The organism is Amycolatopsis sp. NPDC089917, assembly GCF_040684635.1.
In the GTDB taxonomy this organism is placed as follows: Bacteria; Actinomycetota; Actinomycetes; order Mycobacteriales; family Pseudonocardiaceae; genus Amycolatopsis.
Window position 1 is genome coordinate 62,706 of record NZ_JBFBGL010000016.1, and the last position, 20,645, is coordinate 83,350.

Annotated in this window: 20 protein-coding genes and 3 tRNA genes; 7 read left to right on the plus strand and 16 right to left on the minus strand. The window is 68.1% G+C overall.

Features of this window, described 5'->3' with window-relative positions; translation table 11 throughout:
- Window positions 1–18: 18 nt before the first annotated feature.
- The 3 genes from AB0N89_RS14480 to rplJ form a co-directional block, all read right to left on the minus strand.
- On the minus strand, window positions 19–1,191 hold the full coding sequence (locus tag AB0N89_RS14480; RefSeq protein WP_364204460.1) for an ATP-binding cassette domain-containing protein: 1,173 nt from the start codon (window positions 1,189–1,191) through the stop codon (window positions 19–21).
- Window positions 1,192–2,058: 867 nt separating this feature from the next.
- Window positions 2,059–2,445, minus strand: a complete 387-nt coding sequence (gene rplL / locus AB0N89_RS14485) for a 50S ribosomal protein L7/L12 (RefSeq protein WP_364204462.1) — start codon at window positions 2,443–2,445, stop codon at window positions 2,059–2,061.
- A gap of 47 nt (window positions 2,446–2,492) precedes the next feature.
- Complete coding sequence (rplJ, locus tag AB0N89_RS14490) at window positions 2,493–3,044, minus strand: 50S ribosomal protein L10 (protein WP_061979982.1); 552 nt, start codon at window positions 3,042–3,044, stop codon at window positions 2,493–2,495.
- 329 nt (window positions 3,045–3,373) lie between these two features.
- Here rplJ and AB0N89_RS14495 point away from each other — a divergent pair, with 329 nt between their 5' ends.
- Window positions 3,374–4,219, plus strand: a complete 846-nt coding sequence (locus AB0N89_RS14495; RefSeq protein WP_364204464.1) for a hypothetical protein — start codon at window positions 3,374–3,376, stop codon at window positions 4,217–4,219.
- A 63-nt stretch (window positions 4,220–4,282) separates the two neighbouring features.
- Here the strand turns inward: AB0N89_RS14495 and AB0N89_RS14500 are convergent, their stop codons facing one another.
- The 6 genes from AB0N89_RS14500 to AB0N89_RS14525 all read right to left on the minus strand — a co-directional run bounded on the left by AB0N89_RS14500 (window position 4,283) and on the right by AB0N89_RS14525 (window position 7,916).
- Window positions 4,283–5,047 (minus strand): alpha/beta hydrolase, encoded by a 765-nt coding sequence (locus AB0N89_RS14500; protein ID WP_364204466.1) that lies wholly within the window; start codon window positions 5,045–5,047, stop codon window positions 4,283–4,285.
- Window positions 5,048–5,124: 77 nt separating this feature from the next.
- Window positions 5,125–5,838, minus strand: coding sequence for a 50S ribosomal protein L1 (gene rplA / locus AB0N89_RS14505; RefSeq protein WP_191257301.1), 714 nt, complete (start codon window positions 5,836–5,838; stop codon window positions 5,125–5,127).
- 81 nt (window positions 5,839–5,919) lie between these two features.
- Window positions 5,920–6,354, minus strand: a complete 435-nt coding sequence (rplK, locus tag AB0N89_RS14510; protein ID WP_005152062.1) for a 50S ribosomal protein L11 — start codon at window positions 6,352–6,354, stop codon at window positions 5,920–5,922.
- Window positions 6,355–6,432: 78 nt separating this feature from the next.
- Window positions 6,433–7,287, minus strand: coding sequence for a transcription termination/antitermination protein NusG (gene nusG / locus AB0N89_RS14515; protein WP_364204468.1), 855 nt, complete (start codon window positions 7,285–7,287; stop codon window positions 6,433–6,435).
- Between the two features lie 76 nt (window positions 7,288–7,363).
- Window positions 7,364–7,816: a preprotein translocase subunit SecE gene (gene secE / locus AB0N89_RS14520; protein ID WP_037332751.1), complete on the minus strand. Its 453-nt coding sequence runs from the start codon at window positions 7,814–7,816 to the stop codon at window positions 7,364–7,366.
- A gap of 27 nt (window positions 7,817–7,843) precedes the next feature.
- Window positions 7,844–7,916: transfer RNA gene (locus tag AB0N89_RS14525), tRNA-Trp, on the minus strand.
- A gap of 206 nt (window positions 7,917–8,122) precedes the next feature.
- On the opposite strand from AB0N89_RS14525, the gene AB0N89_RS14530 reads away from it, so the two are divergent.
- Window positions 8,123–9,352, plus strand: coding sequence for a pyridoxal phosphate-dependent aminotransferase (locus tag AB0N89_RS14530; RefSeq protein WP_364204471.1), 1,230 nt, complete (start codon window positions 8,123–8,125; stop codon window positions 9,350–9,352).
- Complete coding sequence (locus AB0N89_RS14535) at window positions 9,349–10,236, plus strand: TIGR03619 family F420-dependent LLM class oxidoreductase (protein ID WP_364204473.1); 888 nt, start codon at window positions 9,349–9,351, stop codon at window positions 10,234–10,236. Before AB0N89_RS14530 ends, AB0N89_RS14535 begins: the two co-directional genes overlap by 4 nt.
- A 32-nt stretch (window positions 10,237–10,268) precedes the next feature.
- Here AB0N89_RS14535 and AB0N89_RS14540 read toward each other — a convergent pair whose 3' ends face one another.
- The gene (locus tag AB0N89_RS14540) at window positions 10,269–10,484 is read right to left on the minus strand and encodes a hypothetical protein (RefSeq protein ID WP_364204475.1); all 216 of its coding nucleotides are present in this window, start codon (window positions 10,482–10,484) and stop codon (window positions 10,269–10,271) included.
- Between the two features lie 118 nt (window positions 10,485–10,602).
- Here AB0N89_RS14540 and AB0N89_RS14545 point away from each other — a divergent pair, with 118 nt between their 5' ends.
- Window positions 10,603–11,535, plus strand: coding sequence for an SGNH/GDSL hydrolase family protein (locus tag AB0N89_RS14545; RefSeq protein WP_364204591.1), 933 nt, complete (start codon window positions 10,603–10,605; stop codon window positions 11,533–11,535).
- 280 nt (window positions 11,536–11,815) lie between these two features.
- On the opposite strand, the gene AB0N89_RS14550 is transcribed toward AB0N89_RS14545, so the two are convergent.
- The 6 genes from AB0N89_RS14550 to AB0N89_RS14575 form a co-directional block, all read right to left on the minus strand.
- Complete coding sequence (locus AB0N89_RS14550) at window positions 11,816–12,220, minus strand: MaoC family dehydratase (protein WP_364204477.1); 405 nt, start codon at window positions 12,218–12,220, stop codon at window positions 11,816–11,818.
- Entirely contained in the window at window positions 12,217–12,666 is a 450-nt protein-coding gene (locus AB0N89_RS14555; RefSeq protein WP_093932016.1) for a MaoC family dehydratase N-terminal domain-containing protein, read from the minus strand. The genes AB0N89_RS14550 and AB0N89_RS14555 overlap by 4 nt, the downstream gene beginning before the upstream one ends.
- Before the next feature lie 88 nt (window positions 12,667–12,754).
- Window positions 12,755–12,919: a 50S ribosomal protein L33 gene (gene rpmG / locus AB0N89_RS14560; protein WP_005152047.1), complete on the minus strand. Its 165-nt coding sequence runs from the start codon at window positions 12,917–12,919 to the stop codon at window positions 12,755–12,757.
- Between the two features lie 45 nt (window positions 12,920–12,964).
- A tRNA-Met gene (locus AB0N89_RS14565) sits at window positions 12,965–13,037 on the minus strand.
- 50 nt (window positions 13,038–13,087) lie between these two features.
- Window positions 13,088–13,160 (minus strand) — tRNA-Thr (locus AB0N89_RS14570).
- Window positions 13,161–13,239: 79 nt separating this feature from the next.
- Entirely contained in the window at window positions 13,240–15,855 is a 2,616-nt protein-coding gene (locus tag AB0N89_RS14575) for an EAL domain-containing protein (protein ID WP_364204479.1), read from the minus strand.
- A gap of 280 nt (window positions 15,856–16,135) precedes the next feature.
- Between AB0N89_RS14575 and AB0N89_RS14580 the strand changes: the two genes are divergently transcribed.
- The 3 genes from AB0N89_RS14580 (at window position 16,136) to lon (ending at window position 20,531) form a co-directional block, all read left to right on the plus strand.
- Window positions 16,136–17,074, plus strand: coding sequence for a GNAT family N-acetyltransferase (locus tag AB0N89_RS14580; protein ID WP_364204481.1), 939 nt, complete (start codon window positions 16,136–16,138; stop codon window positions 17,072–17,074).
- Between the two features lie 38 nt (window positions 17,075–17,112).
- Window positions 17,113–17,961: an SAM-dependent methyltransferase gene (locus tag AB0N89_RS14585; RefSeq protein ID WP_364204483.1), complete on the plus strand. Its 849-nt coding sequence runs from the start codon at window positions 17,113–17,115 to the stop codon at window positions 17,959–17,961.
- Window positions 17,962–18,128: 167 nt separating this feature from the next.
- Window positions 18,129–20,531, plus strand: a complete 2,403-nt coding sequence (gene lon / locus AB0N89_RS14590; protein ID WP_364204485.1) for an endopeptidase La — start codon at window positions 18,129–18,131, stop codon at window positions 20,529–20,531.
- Window positions 20,532–20,645 lie beyond the last annotated feature (114 nt).

Below are 20,645 nucleotides of genomic sequence, written 5' to 3' on the forward strand. Positions count from 1 at the left end.
CCGATGAAGCGGGAGAGCTCACGCGCCACCTGACCCAGGATCATGCGGCCGCAAGCGGTGGTTGCCCGGTCTCCCCGGATGCGGGATGGAGGCGACCTGATCGTCGGGCAGCTGACCCTGGTGGTGGTTCGGCATCGGGCCGTCGTTCTGCGGTGCGGAGCGATGCCCCGCCGCGGCGAGCCGCTGCGGACGGACGCCGTAGCGCTGCTGCTCCTCCGGGGAGAGCGACTCGATGATGCTCTGCTGCGCCTCGGGCGGGAGCCCGGACAGGATCTGCATGACGCGGTCCTTGCGGCGGACCGCGCCCATCCGGGTCGGCACGCCGGGCGTCGGCTGCATCTGCGGCGGCACCCCGCTGACGTCCTCGACACCGCCCGAGTGGTGACCGGCCTCGAACATCGCGCGCTCCGCGGCGAGCTGGGCCGAGTCCTTCTCCTCGCTCATGCCGATCGGGCCGTCCATCTTGCCGTTGAGGAACTGCTTGACGACCGGCTCCTCGCTGGTCAGCAGCACCTCGCGCGGGCCGAACATGACCAGTTCCTTGCGGAAAAGCATGCCCAGGTTGTCCGGGACGGTGCGGGCGAGGTTGATGTTGTGCGTGACGATCAGGAACGTCGCGTCGATCTGCGCGTTGACGTCCAGGAAGAGCTGGGAGATGTAGGTGGTGCGGACCGGGTCGAGACCGGAGTCCGGCTCGTCGACCAGGATGATCTGCGGGTCCAGCACCAGGGCGCGGGCGAGGCCGGCACGCTTGCGCATACCACCGGAGATCTCGCCGGGCAGCTTCTTGTCGGCGCCGTTGAGACCGGTCATCTCGAGCTTCTCGAGGACGATCCGGCGGACCTCGGTCTCCGACTTCTTCGTGTGCTCCCGCAGGGGGAAGGCCACGTTGTCGTAGAGGTTCATCGAGCCGAACAGCGCGCCGTCCTGGAAAAGGACGCCGAAGAGCTTGCGCACCTCGTAGAGCTGGTGTTCGGAGCACGTCACGATGTCGACGCCGTTGATCATGCACCGGCCCTTGTCCGGCTTGAGCAGACCGATCATCGACTTCAAGAAGACGGACTTACCGGTTCCGGACGGTCCGAGCATCGCCGAGACCTCGCCCGGAGGCAGGGTCAGCGTGACGTCCCGCCAGATGGCCTGCTTACCGAAGGACTTGGAAAGACCTTCGATGACCACCTCGGCACCCATCGCACCTCCAGGAGCTGTTCCGCGTCGTCGCGCACTGCCGTCCCGTGCCACTGGCCCGAGAGGACGCATGCGTTCGCGCAGCGATACCCGCGTCAACCAGGTGCAACGAGCTGAGTGCGAACAGGTTACTCACCAGTTTTCTTTTCTGGCCAGACCCGCGGGTAACTTTTCGCGCAGCCCGCCGCCTGCCCGTGCACCGCTAGCGGCACCGTAGTGCACGTCACCCCCGGCCGCAGATCCACAACCGGCCCCTCCCAGCCCGGCGCGGTACCCGCGTCGCGATTAGGGGGCTAAACCGAGGTCAGCCCCTTCCCCGCGTCCCCCCACCCGCTCCGCCTCCGGATCGCGATTAGCCCGCTAAACGCGATCCGGGCGCCGGGGCTAGCAGCGATAGAGGCCGCAGTAGGACGAAGACGACGAGCCGCTACCGGAGTGAGCGTTGGCCTTCGTGACCTGAACGGCGATGACGATCGCGCAGATCACCGAAGCGGCGACGCCGAGCACGGCGATGACAGCGAGAACGAGCAGGTGGCGCCTTGCAGCGACCTGCTGGGCCAGGATCTCGACGAGCAGCCGATCGGTGTAGTCCGGACCGGGCTCGTCCGCGTTGTCGCCGTCCTCGATCTAAGCTTTCGCCTCTTTTATTCGCTTTTCGACCTCGAAGGGCGAAAGTTGCGCACTTGCGAAGTACCGGACACGAGGATTGCGCACCGTTGTCACTGTTCGCCTTCCATAACGGGATGAGTCGCCCTGTAGTCGGAAGGCGCCCGTCGGACGCAACGGTCGTGATCAAAGCGAAAGGGGCGGGCATCCGGAGTGGATGCCCGCCCTTTCGACGGTGCTGCGGCAGGCGCTACGCGCCCGAGATCACTTGATGGCGATCTTGGCGCCCGCGGCCTCGAGCTTCTCCTTGGCGGCCTCGGCGGCCTCCTTGTCGACCTTCTCCAGGAGGGCCTTGGGAGCGGCCTCGACCAGCTCCTTGGCCTCCTTAAGGCCCAGACCCGAGACGACCTCACGGACGACCTTGATGACCTGGATCTTCTTGTCACCGGCGGACTCGAGAACGACGTCGAACTCGTCCTGCTCCTCGGCGGCGGCCGGGGCGGCGCCGACCGGGCCGGGGGCGACGACGGCAGCCGGGGCGGCCGCGGTCACGTCGAAGGTGGTCTCGAATTCCTTGACGAACTCGGACAGCTCAAGAAGGGTGAGCTCCTTGAAGGCGTCGATCAGCTCGGTGGTGCTCAGCTTCGCCATGGTGGCTTTCCTCTCTGAAACGAACTAAAAGTTCGGGGTGGGGGTGTTCAGCTCTCGGCGGGTGCTTCGGCTGCTTCGGTACCGGCGTTGCGCTGCTTGTCCTCCAGCGCGGCAGCCAGGCGAGCGACCTGGGACGCCGGCGCCTGGAACAGCGCGGCGGCCTGGGACAGCTTCGCCTTGAACGCGCCCGCCGCCTTGGCGAGCAGGACCTCACGGCTGTCGAGATCGGCGATCTGGTTGATCTCGTCCACGGACAGCGTCTTGCCGTCCATGAAGCCGCCCTTGATCACAAGCGCGTTGTTGTCCTTCGCGAAGTCGCGAAGCGCCTTCGCGGCGTCAACAGCTTCACCTTCGACGAAGGCGATCGCGGTCGGGCCGACGAACAGGTCTTCAAGGCCCTCGATGCCCGCGTCCGTGGCGGCACGCTTGACGAGGGTGTTCTTCGCGACCCGGTACTTGGCACTGGTGCCGAGAGCGCGGCGCAGCTGGGACAGCTGGGACACGGAGAGGCCGGTGTACTGGGTAACGACTGTGGCCGAGCTGCTGCGGAAGCTCTCCGCGATCTCGGCGACGGCCGCCTCCTTGTCGGGCTTCGCCATGGTCGCCTCCTCTCTTGGCTAGTGGTCCACTGGCCTTGAGAGCCCTGAAACGACGAAACGCCCCAGCGCAGACAGGCGCGGGGCGTCAGGGCACACGACGACGTGCATCGCGAGCGAGCCTCGTTCCTCCTGCGCGGGTCGCCCGCCCTAGCGGGGCCTTCGTTCTCCAGGCCAGATGACCAGGAGAAGACCAGCGGTCTTCGGTAGAACCTTCACAAGAGTACGCGACCCTCTCCTCGCCCTCCCACGGCACCCCTCTCAACTCGCGTTCAGCGGGCTAAACGCGACCGGCGGAGTGCGACAGAGCTCTCGCGAGGCATCATGGTGACGTGGCGGAGCAGCGTGATGACGGAAAGCCGGGCGACGAGCCCGGCACGGACATCGAGCCCAAGGCGGGAGGTCGGCCCGCGCCTCGGCTGGACGAGGAGCAACTGCGCCAGTTCCAGCAGTTTCAGCAGTTCCAGGACTATCTGAAGTTCACCGAAGCGCAGCAGCAGGGCCTCGTGCCGTCCCAGCCCGCGCAGCCCGTGACCCAGCACTACGGCGGACAGCCGCCGGCGCCTCCGGGACCGCCGCCCGGCGAACTCGTGCACACCCCTCGGCCGCGCATGCCTCGCTGGCTGCGACGCCTCGGCGGGAAGCTCCTCGCTTGGGTGATCGTGATCGTGCTGATCTGCGTCGGGGCGACCATCGCCTACCGGCAGATCTTCCCCAGCGACGCCGGGCAGGACACGGCGACGTTCGTCCAGGGCGGCGGGGGCAAGCACCACACGAATCGCGTTCTCGCGAACAATCCGTGGGAGGCCGTGCGAGCCATCTACGACACGATCGGCAAGCCGTACCCGCCGGACGTCCGGACCGAAACAGTCTGCCTGGCCATGACCGAGCAGGCGCAAGCTCAGTTCGCCAAGGATCTCGGCTACCCGGACTGCGCGACCGCCGTCCCGGCACTGAACGCCAAGGTCACCGACATCACGCCCTACATCTACGCGGTGCGTCCGATGTCGAGCGTGGTCCCGCGGCAGAACCTGACGATCCACTCGTGCTGGTACAGCATCCGTGGCGGCCCCGTGCTGGGCAGCTTCACCCTGCAGGAAGTCGAGATGGGCCAGTGGCTGATCACCGGCCACGCGAACTCTCCCGAGCCCTGCCCCGCCCCGCCCACCGGCAACTGACCCCTGTCGACCTACGCTTCCTGCCGCCGGATCGCGATTAGCCCGCGAAAGTCGACACGGGGGTCAGAGGTCGTGCGAGGTGAGGAAGCCGGTCAGGGCGGAGCCGAAGGCGGGGTGCATGACGGCGGCCATGTGGTCACCGGGGACGCGGACGAGGCGGGCGCCGGCGATGGCGGCGGCCAGGCGTTCGGGTTCGGCGGCCAGCGGGTCGGAATCACCGGCGAGGACCAGGGTCGGCACGGCGATCGCGGTCAGGTCCAGTTTCGGGTTCGCCGTCCCGCGCGCGACGGCGGCCAGCGCGATCCGATCGGCCCGCAACGCGTCGGCCAGGATCCGGAAAGGCGCCGAAGACGGCGGCAGCGTCGACGGGTCCGAAGCGAGCAACGCCTCGCTGATCGCCTCCGGCGTGACCACCCGCGTGTCCACACCCCCGAAGTCGACGATCCCCGAACCGACCCCGCCGATCGCGAGACACCGGATCCGCGGGTCGGCGGCCACCGCGCCGAGCGCGATCATCGCGCCCATCGAATAGCCGACCATCGACACCTCGTCGAGGTTCAGCGCGTCGAGCAGAGCCGACACATCACGAACCATCGCGTCATCGCCGTAACTGGCTTCGTCATGCGGTTTCGCCGATCGCCCGTGCCCACGCGCGTCCAGGCTGATGACGGGCAGTCCCGCGTCCTGGAGGGCGGCGACGACGCCGGGCGCGATCCAGTTGGCGTTCGTGTCGGCGGCGAAACCGTGCTGCAGCAGCACCGGACGCCCTTCACCTTCCCAAACGGTGTAGTTCAGCTGGAGCCCGTCGAACGACGCGAAGGTAGGCATGCCCTCCAGCAAACACGAAAAAGGGGCGGCCCCGCCGTAGCGGGACCGCCCCCTTGTCAGTGATGTCTAACTCAGACTCACGCGTCCTCGGAGAGGAGGTTGCGGGTCCGGGCCGGGTCGACCGGGACACCCGGGCCCATCGTCGTGGAGATCGTGACCTTCTTCAGGTAGCGACCCTTCGCCGACGACGGCTTGGCGCGCAGGATCTCGTCCAGCGCGGCCGCGTAGTTCTCCACCAGCTTGTCGGTGTCGAACGAGGCCTTGCCGATGACGAAGTGCAGGTTGGCCTGCTTGTCGACGCGGAAGTTGATCTTACCGCCCTTGATGTCCGCGACGGCCTTCGCGACCGCGGGGGTCACGGTGCCGGTCTTCGGGTTCGGCATCAGGCCACGCGGGCCGAGGATCCGGGCGATGCGCCCGACCTTGGCCATCTGGTCCGGCGTCGCGATCGCGGCGTCGAACTCGAGCCAGCCACCCTGGATGCGCTCGATCAGTTCGTCCGTGCCGACCACGTCCGCGCCGGCGGCCTCGGCCTCGGCGGCCTTGTCACCAACGGCGAAAACAATGACGCGGGCGGTCTTACCGGTGCCGTGCGGCAGGTTCACGGTGCCGCGGACCATCTGGTCGGCCTTGCGAGGGTCGACACCGAGGCGCATGGCGACCTCGACGGTGGCGTCCATCTTCTTGGAGGAGGTCTCCTTGGCCAGCTTCGCGGCCTCGAGCGGGGCGTAGAGCCGCTCGCGGTCCACCAGCTCAAGAGCCTGACGGTAGGCCTTGCTGTGCTTGGGCATTGCTTCTGTCCTTAACTCTTCAACGGATCAGTGTGGTGTTGGAGCCAGCACTGGCTCTCCCACGGTGGTGCGGGGTGGAACTCAGTCGACGACCGTGATGCCCATCGAGCGGGCGGTGCCGGCGATGATCTTCGCGGCCTGGTCGATGTCGTGCGCGTTCAGGTCGGATTCCTTGGTCTTCGCGATGTCGCGGACCTGGTCCCAGGTGACCTTGGCGACCTTGGTCTTGTGCGGCTCGCCGGAGCCCTTCTCCACGCCCGCGGCCTTCAGCAGCAGCTTCGCGGCCGGCGGCGTCTTGAGCTTGAAGTCGAACGTGCGGTCTTCGTACACGGAGATCTCGACCGGGACGACGTCCCCGCGCTGCGACTCGGTCGCGGCGTTGTAGGCCTTGCAGAACTCCATGATGTTGACGCCGTGCTGACCCAGCGCGGGGCCGACCGGCGGCGCGGGGTTGGCCGCACCCGCCTTGATCTGCAGCTTGATGATCGCCGCAAGCTTCTTCTTCTTGGGTGGCATTTCGTTTGATCCTTCTTACTGACTTGAGTCCCCCGCACACCTGCCAGTACGCGGGGACTGCCGGCCGTCTGGCGGCCGTCAGATCTTGGAGACCTGGTTGAACGACAGCTCGACCGGGGTCTCCCGGCCGAAGATCGACACCAGGACCTTCAGCTTCTGTCCGTCCACGTTGACCTCGGAGATCGTCGCGGGCAGCGTCGCGAACGGGCCGTCCATGACGGTGACCGACTCGCCGACCTCGAAGTCGACCTCGACCGCGGGAGCGCCCAGCGGCGACTCGGCGGAAGCGGCCTCGCCCTTGCCGGGCTTGGCCGGGGCGGCCGTCTCGACCTTGGGCGCGAGGAACTTGAGCACCTCGTCCACGGTCAGCGGCGACGGACGCGACGTGGCGCCGACGAACCCGGTGACACCCGGCGTGTTGCGCACCGCGCTCCACGAGGCGTCGTTCAGGTCCATCCGGACCAGGATGTAGCCGGGCAGCACCTTGCGCTGCACCTGCTTGCGCTGGCCGTTCTTGATCTCGGTGACCTCTTCGGTCGGGACCTCGATCTGGAAGATGTAGTCCTCGACGTCCAGCGTCTGGGTCCGGGTCTCGAGGTTGGTCTTCACCTTGTTCTCGTAACCCGCGTACGAGTGCACGACGTACCACTCACCGGGAGCGGCGTTGAGTTCCGCGCGCAGCTTGGCGACCGGGTCGACGTCTTCGTCGGCTTCGGGCTCGGTGGCGCTGTCGTCGGCTGCGGTGTCGTCGGTCTCGACGGACGCCTCGTCGGCCTCCGCGACATCTCCGGCTTCGTCGACCTCGTCGCCTGCGGCGGGCACCTCGACGGAATCCAGGTGCTCGGACTGCTCGTCGCCGAGTGCCGCGTGCACCTGCTCGTCGGAAAGCTCGGTCAGCTCATGACCGGCTGCTGTGCCGTTGTCGGAGGTCACGTTCCGTCCTCTCAGTTGATCGGTTGCCGTGGCGCAGGCCACCGTGCGGTGCAATCAGGCACCGCGACCGGCTGCCTCAGCTGCCGAAGACGGCACCGACGACCTCTTTGAAGGCCAGGTCGAGGCCGCTCACCAGCGCCACCATGAACACCACGAAGACCAGCACCACCGCGGTGTAAGTGACCATCTGCTTGCGGTTCGGCCAGATGACCTTGCGCAGCTCGGCCCAGACCTCGCGGATGAAGCGCATCAGCCGGGCGAAGATCGACGCCTGCTTCGGCTTGCGGTCGCGCTTCGGGGTCGCCGTGCCCTTGGCGTCCTTGGACTTCTCGGTCTTGTCCCCGGCCTTCGCCTTGCCGGCGGGGCGGGTCTTGTCGTCCGACTTGGCGTCGGCCTTGCCGGACGGGCGCGCGGACGCACGGCGCTCACGCCGGGCAGCGGCGGTCACCGGGCGGGACTGTTCGTCGGGCTTCTGCCCGGCGTCGTCCTGCGCCTTCTCACCGCTGGCGTCGCTGTCGCTCACGACCACTCCTCCGCCTTCACCAGTTCGCTTACGCAGGGGTGACAGGACTTGAACCTGCAACCTGCGGTTTTGGAGACCGCTGCTCTGCCAATTGAGCTACACCCCTTTGGAGCCCCGATGCTCTGGAGCTCCCGAGGACGCATTCCATCGTCCCCACCGCCGTGGCGGGGATGACCGTAGTGCGTTCCGAGACCAGAAGTCTACGGCAACCCCCGAACAGCTTCGCAACCGCGCCCCCTCAAAGCGGCGCGGAGCAGCCTTCCGCGGGGAAACTCCCCACGGCCGACCCCATGATCGTGCCACGATGTCGCCATGAGCGCTCCCGCACCCTCGTCCTCGGCGGCATCCCGCGTCTCGGCCCGGATCGGCGGCATCACGCCGTCGGCCACGCTGGCGGTCGACGCGAAGGCCCGGGAGCTCAAGGCGCAGGGGCGTCCGGTGATCGGGTTCGGCGCCGGGCAGCCGGACTTCCCCACCCCCGCCGACGTGCTCGAAGCCGCCGAAGCGGCCGTCCGCGACAAGGTCAACCACGGCTACACCGCCGCGGGCGGGCTGCCGGAGCTGCGCGAGGCGATCGCAGCGAAGACCGTGCGCGACTCCGGGTTCGAGATCGACCCCGGTCGCGTCCTGGTGACCAACGGCGGCAAGCAGGCGGTCTACTCGGCGTTCGCGACGCTGCTCGACCCGGGCGACGAGGTGCTGCTGCCCGCGCCGTACTGGACGACCTATCCGGAGTCGATCGCCCTCGCCGGCGGGGTCCCGGTGCAGGTCACGGCGGACGAGACGGCGGGCTACCTGGTCACCGTCGAGCAGCTCGAAGCCGCCAGGACGCCGCGCACGAAGGTGCTGCTGTTCGTCTCGCCGTCGAACCCGACGGGCGCGGTGTACCCGCGCGAGCAGGTCGAGGCGATCGGACGCTGGGCGCACGAAAACGGGCTGTGGGTCATCACCGACGAGATCTACGAGCACCTGGTCTACGACGGCGCCGAAGCGCCTTCGATGCCCGTCTTGGTCCCGGAGCTCGCCGACCGGACGATCGTCCTCAACGGGGTCGCGAAGACGTACTCGATGACCGGCTGGCGGGTGGGCTGGATGCTCGGCCCGCAGGACGTGATCAAGGCCGCGACGGCGTACCAGTCGCACCTGTGCGGCAACGTTTCGAACGTCGCGCAGCGCGCCGCGCTGGCGGCGGTGAGCGGTCCGCTCGACGCCGTCCACGCGATGCGTGTGGCGTTCGACACCCGGCGCAAAACGGCGCTGTCCCTGCTTTCCGAGATCGCGGGAGTGGAAACTCCGGTGCCGCTCGGCGCTTTTTACGTCTACCCGTCGGTCAAAGCCTTGCTGGGCAAAGAGATTCGCGGTGAACGACCGGCCGACACGGTGGCGCTGTCCGATCTGATCCTGCGCGAGGCTGAAGTCGCCGTGGTGCCGGGCGAGGCTTTCGGGACACCCGGGTACTTCCGGATCTCCTACGCGCTGAACGAAAACGATCTCGCCGAAGGGATCACCAGGATGGGCCGGCTGCTCGCGGAAGCACGGTGACCGCGATGCGCCTGGGGATCGCGCTTCCGCAGTACGGCCCCCTGGCGTCGTTGGACGCTGTCACCGGTTTCGCCTCGGCGGCCGAGGAACTCGGGTACGAGTCCCTGTGGGTCGGGGATCGCGTACTGGCCCCGGTCTCGCCGTCGGACTTCTATCCCGGCGGAACACCGGAACGGCCGTACCCGCCCGAATTCGTCACTTTCGGCGATCCGCTGATCGTGATGACGGCGGCCGCGAGCGTCACGAAACGGGTCCGGCTCGGCACCAGCACGCTCACCGGGACGGTGTACCCGGCCGTGGTGCTCGCGCGGATGCTCACTTCACTGGATCAGGTGAGCGGGGGCCGCCTGGACGTCGGGCTGGGCACCGGCTGGCTTCGCGACGAGTACACCGCGACAGGCACGCCCTGGAAGGGCCGCGGCGGGCAACTGGAGGAGCTTCTGGACGTCCTCCGGGCGTTCTGGACCGGGGACCCCGTCGAGCACGAAGGCGAACGCTGGCGGATCCCGACGTCGAAAGTGGGATTGCGACCGGTTCAGAGCCCGCATCCGCCCGTGTTGCTGGGTGGACGATCGGAGCCGGCGCTGGAGCGCGTCGGCCGCCGCGCGGACGGCTGGCTGCCCGCCGGACTGCCCGCGCCGTATCTGGCGAAGCTCTGGAAGACCGTGGTGAGCGCCGCCGAGCGGGCGGGCCGCGACCCCGGCACGCTGCGGCGGGTGCTGCGGATCAACCCGAAGCCCGACACGGACCTCAAGGACGTCGCGGCGCAGCTGGAGGCGGCCGCGGAAACCGGGATCACCGAAGCCTTCGTCGACCCGCACTACCTCGCGCGGGACGTCGCTCATGCCCTCGATCTCGCTGCCGAGCTGCGCGATCTCGTCTGAGGGCCCCTCCCGGCAGGAGAGGTCCTCGACGGTCAGGATTCGCCGTCTGCGAGCTGGACGAGCGCGTGGGCCTTCGCGGCGTACTTCCAGTTGCCGAGGTCCCGGATGGTCTTGATCTTGAATTCCGCGAGGAGTTCGTCGTGCTTCGGGGTCAGACCTTCGAGCGCCGACGGCGGGGCGTCCAGCAGCTCGTTGATGCCCTTGTCCTCCCACGCCTTGTCGACCAGCTTGTTCAAGTTCAGGCTCACGTCTTTCGCCTTTCCTCGGGGCTAGGTACGCGCCTCACCCTGAACGTGATCCACGTCTCAGGCAACCGGTGATCACCCGTTCACGCGTAGTTCACCGACGGTCGGACCGATGACAAGAGTGACCCGGGTCGCGTACAACGAACGGGTGACGCAGCGGAGAACTGGCGGCGGCTGCCTCTTCCTGGTGATCGTGCTGTCCGTCCTGGGGATCGCTTACCACCTGTGGGAGCGAGGGACGTCGGTGACACCGGCGGGGGTCACCACTTCGGAGGGCTCGGGCCGATATGTGGCTCTGGGTGACTCCTACACAGCTTCACCGGGCACTGGACGGCCCGCGGGCGCGCCGGCGGGATGCGACCGCTCGGACAACAACTATCCGAGCCTGCTCGCCGCGAAGCTGCGCCCGGCGGAGTTCGTCGACGTCAGCTGTGGTGGCGCCACGACCGAGCACCTCACCGGTGAGCAGAAGACCCGGGACGGCACGAACGCCCCGCAACTCGACGCGGTCGACGGTGACACGACGTTGGTGACCGTCGGTATCGGCGGCAACGATGTGGGCTTGGCCGGGCTCGCGGGTCAGTGCGCAACGCAGCAGCAGACCGCTTCGCCGTGCAAGACGCAGTTGAACGCGGGCGGACGCGACCAGCTCGCCGAACGCATCAGCGCCGCGGCGGACCGGCTCGGCGGCGTCCTGGACCAGATCCGCTCGAAGGCGCCTGAAGCGCGCATCGTGATCGTCGGGTACCCGACGGTGCTTCCGGACGACAACGGCGGCTGCTGGCCGGTCCTGCCGGTCGGCGAGGGGGACGTGGCCTACTTCCGCGACTCGCTGAAGCTGCTGAACACCACGCTTCAGGAGACGGCCAAGGCGCACGAAGCGGGATTCGCCGACATGTCGACCGCGAGCAAGGGGCGGGACATGTGCAGCGCGGCGAACCGGCGGTGGGTGGAGGGCCCGGCGCCCTCGGTCCCCGCCGCGCCGCTGCACCCGAACGCGCGGGGCGAGGAAGGGATGGCGGAGGTCATCGAGAAGCTGCTCAAGGTCGCGTAGCGCGCTGTCGCCTTTGTGCTGCGACTGGCAGTACACGCGAGGCATTACGTGGCGTGAGAGGTGTTCGGCATCGCGGGTCTGATCACGCGCCCTAAGGCCGCTTAAGCGCGCGAAGCGGCCCCTCTTAAGCCTGCGAAGGGCGCTTCGCGGCGCTACGCGAGCCGCTGCGGTTCCGGCGCACCCCAGCTGACCTGCGAAAAGAGAGCAAGGGACCCTCGCTATCGCTTATCTCAATGTTGAGAGAGGCGATAGCAAGGGTCCCTTGCTATCACTTTCGAGGTCAGGTGCGGACGACCGCCTGCGCCTTTCCGAGAACCGCCTTGCCCTCGAACTTGGCGGTGATGTCGATCCGCGCGGTGCCGTCGTCGTTGACCACGGCGACCTTCCCGGTGAACTCGATCGTCGCCGCGCCGTCGTTCGGCACGACCACGGGGCGCGTGAAGCGCGCGAAGTAGTCGACGAGGCGGCCGGGGTCGCCGAGCCAGTCGGTGACGAGCCGCGACCCGAGCGCCATCGTCAGCATCCCGTGCGCGATGACGTCCGGAAGGCCGACCTCCTTGGCGAAGGCCTCGTTCCAGTGGATGGGGTTGAAGTCCAGCGAAGCGCCGGCGTAGCGCACCAGCTGCTCCCTGGTGACCTCGACGGTCAGCGGAGCCAGTTCTTCTCCGGCGGTGAACGTGCTCACGCGCCCTCCCCTCGGACCACGAGCTGCGCGTACGTGGTGGCGATCAGGCCGCCGTCGGCGCCGGAGATCTCGGCGCGCAGGTTGATGAAGTCGTTCCCGGCGCGGGTCATGATGTTGTCGATGTACGTGGTGAGCGACAGGACGTCGCCCGCGTGCACCGGCCGCGTGTAGGTGAACCGCTGGTCGCCGTGGACCATCCGTGAATAGTCGAGACCCAGCTCCGGGTCGGAGACGATCGCGTTGATCGACGCGAGGTTGATGATCGTGAGGAACGTCGGCGGCGCGATGACGTCGGGGTAGCCGGCCGCCTTCGCCGCTTCGGTGTCGCGATAGAGCGGGTTCGTGTCGCCGAGCGCGTCGGCGAACTCCCGGATCTTCTCGCGACTCACTTCATAGGTGCTGGTCGGCGGGTACGCCCGCCCGGTGAACGACTGATCCAAGGCCACCCGAGCAGGCTACCGAACCCGGAAAATACTCGAAGCCGCCCTGGTGACCAGGACGGCTTCGAGCAAGACTGGTAGAACCGCTAGACGCTCAGCGGGTCTCTTTGTGAGTCCGGTGCGTACCGCAGTTCGGGCAGAACTTCTTCATCTCCAGGCGATCCGGGTTGTTGCGCCGGTTCTTCTTGGTGATGTAGTTGCGGTGCTTGCACTCCTCACACGCGAGCGTGATCTTCGGTCGCACGTCAGTGGCAGCCACAGCATTTCCTTCTCTACTAGGCCTGGGAAACCCAGGATTACCGCGTAGCGGTGGCCGGACTTGAACCGGCGACACAGCGATTATGAGCCGCTTGCTCTGCCAGCTGAGCTACACCGCCCTTACATAACCCTAACCGCGACACGCTTGCGTGACGCGGTTGAGGTTGCGAGCCCCTTTACGGAATCGAACCGTAGACCTTTTCCTTACCATGGAAACGCTCTACCGACTGAGCTAAAGGGGCCTTGCCCTCTCGCGAGGACTTGGAAAGATTAGCAGGCCGGTTAAGGGGCCTTGAGCGGGGGGCCTCTTACCGCAAAACCTCAGGTCAGCAGGGTCAAGACGGTCTCGGAGTGTCGCCCCGGCGAACGCGCCGTGCGCGCCTGCAGCCACGCCTCCAGGCGATCCTCGGGCAGCGGCCGCGAGATCAGGTAGCCCTGTGCCACGTCACAGCCCATCGCTTCGAGCTGATCTCGCGCGACGTCCTCCTCGACGCCCTCCGCCACGACCGTGAGACCGAGCGAGTGGCCCAGTTCGACGATGGAGCGCACGACGGCGAGGTCGCCCAGGTCCGTGCCCATGCCGAGGACGAAGCTCTTGTCGATCTTGACCTGGTCGACCGGGAGCTGCCGCAGGTAGGCCAGCGACGAGTAGCCGGTGCCGAAGTCGTCGACGGCGAGCACGATGCCCAGCGAGTGCAGTTCCCGCAGGATCGGCAGTGCCTTCTGCGGGTCGGACATCACACCGGACTCGGTCAGCTCGAACGTGAGCAGCTCGGGCGGGATGCCGAAGCGGTCGAGTTCGCGTGCGACCTTCGTCGGGAAATCCTCGTCGGCGAGGTTGCGCACCGACAGGTTCACCGCGGCGGAGATGCGCAGGCCCTCGTCGAGCCACTTCCGCACACGCTTCAACGATTCTTCGAGCACGAACGAAGTCAGGACGCCGATGAGGCCGGCCGCCTCGATCGCCGGGACGAACTCGTCCGGGCCGAGCCTGCCGAACTCCGGATGCACCCAGCGCACGAGCGCCTCGACGCCCTGGATCTGCCGGTTCGGCAAGGTGATCTTCGGCTGGTAGTGGACGCTCAGCTGGCCTTCTTCCAGCGACTGCCGGAACTGCGTGACCATCTGGAACCGGCGCATGAAGATCTGGCCCATGCTGGCCATGTAGCCGCGGACCTCTTCGCCGCCCTTGGTGGCCCGGACGGCGACGTCGGCGCGCTGCAGGAGCATGTCGACGTCGATCTGCTCGTCGTCTTCGGCCGAGGACGTGGCGTAGCCGATCATCGCGTTGGCCTCGACGGAGAGCCGGTCCACCGGATACGGGGCGACCAGTTCCGCGCGGAGCAGTTCCGCGGCGGCCTGGGCGCGTTCCGGCGCGCAGCCGACTAGGAGCGCCGCGAAGGACGCGCCTTCGAGCCTGGCGAGCGGGACGTCGGGGCCGAGCGCGTCACGGATCCGCCGTCCGGCGGCGATGACCATCCGGTCGGCCCACACGTAACCGAGGGCGTCGCTGACGGTGGAGAAGACGTCGAGGTCGACCCGCAGCACGACCGCGTCGACCTGTTCCCGCAACGGTTCCTTGGCGACCTGGCGGAAGCCCGGCCGGTTGAGCAGGCCGGTCAGCGGATCGTGGTAGGCGTCGTGACGCAGGGTCGCGAGCAGCCGCCGGTTGTCCAGCGACGTCGCGAGGTGACTGGCCATCGTGCCGAGCAGCTGGACGTCGTACTTGCCGAAACCACGCCAGCGGGACAGCCTGTCGTGCGCTTCGACGACGCCGAGGAGCTGGTTCGCGCTCCGCAACGGGACGACCAGCGCTTCCTGCGCGCCGCGGTCGAGCAACGCGGAGCGGACATCCGGATTGGCTTCGGTGATCCGGAAATGCCGGACGTGCGCGCCGGGCAGGCGCAGCAGCGGGTCGTCGGCGGCCGGATCGACGGGCGGCAGTTCGTCACCCGCGACCACCATGCGCATGGTGTCCTTGGGTTCCAGCCGCAGCCTGAGCACGACCCGGCCCGCGGCCAGCTGGTCCTTGATGCGTTCGGCGATGGTCGCCCACTCGCGGACGTCCACGCCGCCGACGAGTTCGTCGGCGCGCCCGGCGGGACGCGCGGCGGCCTGCTGACCGGATCGCGCGACCATCAGGCTGACGTCGGACAGCGCTTCCATGTCGCGTTGTTCGCGGAGCAGATCGGAGTACGCCCAGTACAGCGCGGTGAGTCCGAGGAAGACGGCCAGCACGAGCGGCCAAGCCTTCGGCGTCCCGGAAATGACCAAATAACCGGAAAGACCGACCGAGGCGTTGACGAATCCGACGACGAGGATGCGGCCGGTCAGCCGGATCGCGGTGCTGACCCGCATGCGGCGGCGCAGCACGCGGACGGCGGCGAGCGCGAGCAGCGTGCTGACCAGCGGCGCGGTCAAAGTGCCCGCCAGCGCGGCGATCCAGGTCATGCTGTGGGCGCCGGAGGCCTGTTTCACCAGTCCTGCCACGGCGAACGCGCCGGTGATCTCCAGCAGGAACGCGCCTGCGTTGTAGAGGACACGGCCCGCGACCTTGCGGGCGAGCAAGGTTCCGATGCCCGCCACGAGATGCGCGGCGAGGACTACTTCGAAGGGTGCGACGAAGAATCCGATGACCAGCGGGATCTCGGTGAACGAGATCGTCCAGGAGATGCCGCTGCGGACGTCGACGTTGATCCCGAGCTGTTCGGCGAGCAGGAACGCGAGCGCGAGGATCGGCCCGATCCACAGCAGATCGTCCGAGGCCTCGAAGTCCAGCCACAGGCTGACGGCGGCCGCGGCGGCGATGCCCATGGTGAGTACCGCGAAGGTGTAGACGCGGAATCGTCGCTCGTCGGTACGAGCCTCCGTAACGGCGCCTCCCTTGCCCGCTGCCGCCTGTGCGGCGCTCGCGGGCCTGCCGTTCGTGTCCGGCATCCGACCTTCCTTCCCGGCTGCCCAACCGGTCCTGTCCTACCGCGACCTCGGGGACGAGGGCAATACAGTACCCCGGAGGGCGTACCCAAGTCCCATTCGAGACAGTATGAGATCACCCCAGGGTTAACAATGGGCGCGTCGCGCTGACCTGCGTGGACCAAGGGGTGAAATGGGAGCGATATTCGCGTTCCTTCCGACTACCGGAAGTCACCTGGCGCCACGGTCAAGCCAATCTCGTGAAGTTCCCGTCGGACCCGTCAGTAGGGGCTTGAATAGTCCTATGAATAGCCACGCCATCGCCGCCGGGCATGCCGAGCGGCTCGCCACCGTGGACGCCCTGCTTCCTGAAATGCCTGCACTGGAGCCTGTCGAGGGCTCCGTGTCACTCTCCGCGACAGCGGGCGACTCGGCTGCCGCCGGATTGTCGGTACGGACTGAAGCGGGTCCTGATTCTGTTGACTCTCCGTGGCGGGCCCTCGTCGAACATCGCCTCGAAGCGCGGCTCACCGGACCTCGTCCGGAAGCGGCCCTTGACGCATTACTCACCCGATGGGATGAACATCTAAAGGCGGTCGCCCCACCTGGGGATGTCGAAACGGCCGCGACCGTGGTGCGGCCCAGCCGGGATTCGCCCGGCTCCGCCGAATTGCTGCGCCGCGGATTCGCTCCGGTGCTGGTGATCGCGGTCCGGCCGGCCGACCGGCTCGCCGTGACCGGGCCGCCCGCCACTCCCGGAGTGCACATCCGGCCCGCGGAAGCGGATGATCTGGAAACCGCCGTCGGACTCGAACTGGAATTGCAGCGTTATGACGCGCAGTTCGGCTCTGTCACCTTGCGCGAGGGCGCGGAGGAGGCGATCACCGCGGACCTGTCGAAAGAGCTGCAGCGGGAGAACCCCACGTTGTGGATCGCCGAGCTGTACGGGCGCCCGCTGGGCATGGTGCGGGTGCAGTTCCCCGGGGAGACGGCGTGGATCGGCGGCCGGGTCGCGGCCGACAAGGTCGGCTACCTGTCGTCGCTGGCGGTGGCCGAACCGGCGCGGTCGAGCGGCGTGGGGTCGGCGCTCGCCGCGCACGCGCACCAGATCTTCGACGAATGCGGCACCGAAGCCGTGCTGCTGCACCACGCGCTGGCCAATCCGCGGTCGACGCCGTTCTGGTACGCGCAGGGTTACCGGCCGCTCTGGACGTACTGGCAGCGGCGGCCGGCGGTGCACTGATCCCGATAGGCCCTTTCCTGGGAGAGCAGGGGGTTTCCGTGACCACTGACGATGACGCGGCCCCGGTTGCGCCGACCGGGGTAGACACCGAAAAGCCGTCCGCGGCGAGGATCTACGACTGGTTTCTCGGCGGGACCCACAACTGGGCGGTCGACCGTGAGTTCGCCCGGCGGCTGGAACGGCAGTGGCGGTGGGTGAAACCGGGCGCGCGGCACAACCGCGAGTTCATGAACCGCGTCGTGCGGGCCGCGCTGGACGCCGGGATCCGGCAGTTCGTCGATCTGGGTTCCGGTGTCCCGACCGCCGGGAACGTGCACGAGATCGTCCGGGAAGAGCTGGAGCCCGGCGATGAGGTGAAGGTCGTGTACGTCGACTACGAGCCGGTGGCGGTGGCGCACGCGGAGCTGATCCTCGAACGGCACGAGGCGACGGACTGGGCGGGGATCGTCCACGCCGACATGCGGCGACCGAAGGACGTCCTGCGGCATCCGGAGACGCGGCGGTTGATCGATTTCGAGCAGCCCGTCTGCCTGATGATGATGGCCGTCCTGCATTTCGCCGGTCCGCACGACGATCCGCCCGCGCTGGTCGCGACCTATCGGAACGCGCTGGCGCCGGGCAGCTGGCTGGGGCTGTCGCACATGAGCTTCGGCGGCCAGACGGGCGCTGACGCCGACGGGCTGCGCTGGATGGTCGAGCAGTACCGGAAGACGAGCAACCCGGTGTGGATGCGGGACCGCGAAGAGATCGAGCCGCTCTTCGGGGACTGGCCTCTGATGGAGCCCGGTCTCGTGCACCTGCCCGCGTGGCGGCCGACGCGGGAACTGCGCCGGGACGAGGAAGGCGCCCGGCCATTCGCCTGGTGCGGTGTCGCCACCCACCCCTGACATCCGACCTTTGACCCCAACGCGTCGACTTTAGCCCCCTAATCTCGACGCGTTGGGGCGTGGAGGTCGGAGGAGTGGGTGATCGCTGACGGCGAACGCGGAAAGGAAACAAACGGGTCGATCGGAGAGTTGAGCTAGGCAGACTCAACTAACCGAGGAGTGCACAGATGACCGACAACCGCCTCCTGCCCGTCCTCCCGCTCGATGACGACGTCGTGCTGCCGGGCATGATCGTCCCGCTCGACCTCGCCGACACGGAGACGCGCGCCGCGGTGGAGTCCGCCCAGGCCAACACACCTGCCCAGGCTTCGTTCCCGGGGATCCGGTCCGGCGCCGCCGCCAAGGCCGAGGTGCTGATCGTCCCCCGCGTCCACGGCGAGTACGCCGAACTCGGCACCATCGCCACCGTCGAACGCATCGGGCGCGTGCCCGGCGGCAAGACCGCGGTGCTGTTGCGCGGCACCCGCCGTGCCGTCGTCGGCCGCATCGCCGACGGTCCGGGCGCCGCCCGCTGGGTCCACGCCGAGGTCGCCACCGAGACCACGGACGACAACTCCGCGAAGCTCGCGTCCGAGTACAAGAGCGTCGTCCTCGCGATCCTCCAGCAGCGCGGCGGCTGGCAGATGATCGACGCCGTCCAGGAGGTCGAGGACCCGTCCGCGCTCGCCGACCTCGCGGGTAACTCGTCGTACCTGAACACCGAGCAGAAGCTCGAACTGCTCTCCGCGCTCGACGTTTCGGCACGGCTCGAAAAAGCCCTCGAATGGAGCCGCGAGCAGCTGGCCGAGCTCGAGGTCACCGACACGATCCGCAAGGACGTCCAGGAGGGCATGGAGAAGCAGCAGAAGGAGTTCCTGCTGCGCCGCCAGCTCGAAGCGATCCGCAAGGAGCTGGGCGAACTCGACGGCACCGCCAACGACGACGACTACCGCGCCCGCGTCGAGGCCGCCGAACTGCCGGACGCGGTCAAGAAGGCCGCACTGTCCGAAGTGGACAAACTGGAGCGGACGTCGGACCAGTCCCCCGAGGGCGGCTGGATCCGCACGTGGCTGGACACAGTCCTCGAACTGCCGTGGAACGAGCGCTCCACCGACGTCCACGACATCGCCGCCGCGCGCGACATCCTCGACGCCGATCACGCCGGTCTCGACGACGTGAAGGAACGCATCATCGAGTACCTGGCCGTGCGCAAGCGCCGCGCGGAGTCGGGTCTCGGCCCGGTCGGCGGACGGCGTTCGGGCGCGGTGCTCGCGCTCGCCGGTCCTCCCGGGGTCGGCAAGACGTCGCTCGGCGAGTCCGTGGCGAAGGCGATGGGGCGCAAGTTCGTCCGCGTCGCGCTCGGCGGCATCCGCGACGAGGCCGAGATCCGCGGCCACCGGCGCACCTACGTCGGCGCGCTGCCCGGCCGGATCGTGCGCGCCATCAAGGAAGCGGGCTCGATGAACCCGGTCGTGCTGCTCGACGAGATCGACAAGGTCGGCGCCGACTACCGCGGCGACCCGACGGCAGCGCTGCTGGAGGTGCTGGACCCGGAGCAGAACCACACGTTCCGCGACCACTACCTCGAGGTCGAGCTGGACCTGTCCGACGTCGTGTTCCTCGCGACGGCGAACGCGCTCGAGACCATCCCCGGCCCGCTGCTGGACCGGATGGAGCTGGTCACCCTCGACGGCTACACCGAGCACGAGAAGGTCACCATCGCCCGCGACCACCTGCTCCCCCGCGAGCTGGACCGCGCGGGCCTCGGAAAGGACGACGTCACGCTGACCGACGGCGCGTTCAGCCGCATCGCCGCCGAGTACACGCGGGAAGCCGGGGTGCGCAACGCGAACCGGACCATCGCGAAGGTGCTGCGCAAGGTGGCGACCAAGGTCGCGCTGGACGAGATCGAACTGCCGCTGACGATCGACGCCGACGGGCTCGAGACCTACCTCGGGCGCCCGCGGCACCTGCCGGAGTCCTCGCTGCCCGCGTCGACCCAGCGCACGTCGACGCCGGGTGTGGCGACCGGTCTCGCGGTGACCGGCGCCGGCGGTGACGTCCTCTACATCGAGGCGTCGCTGGCGGATCCGGAATCCGGCTCGACCGGGCTGGCCCTGACCGGTCAGCTGGGCGACGTGATGAAGGAGTCGGTGCAGATCGCGTTGTCGTACCTGCGCTCGCACGGCGCGGAGCTGGAGCTCCCGGTCGGCGACCTGAAGGACCGCGGCATCCACGTGCACGTCCCCGCGGGCGCCGTGCCCAAGGACGGGCCGAGCGCCGGCATCACGATGACGACCGCGCTGGCGTCCCTGCTTTCGGGCCGGGTCGTCAAATCGGACGTCGCGATGACCGGTGAGGTGTCGCTGACCGGTCGCGTGCTGCCGATCGGCGGGGTCAAGCAGAAGCTGCTGGCCGCGCACCGGGCCGGGATGAAGACGGTGATCATCCCGCAGCGCAACGAGCCGGACCTCGACGACGTCCCGGCCGAAGTGCTGGCACAGCTGGACGTCCACACCGTCGCGAACGTCCGCGAAGTGCTGGACCTCGCGCTGGCCCCGGCGTCCACCCCGGTCGCCCAGGCGGCGTAACGACACGAACCGAAGGCCCCGGATCCGTCCAGGATCCGGGGCCTTCGCCGTCGAAACCCGGACGATCCCGGACATTAAACCTCCTTAAACTCCCTATCACGATTTGATAACGTG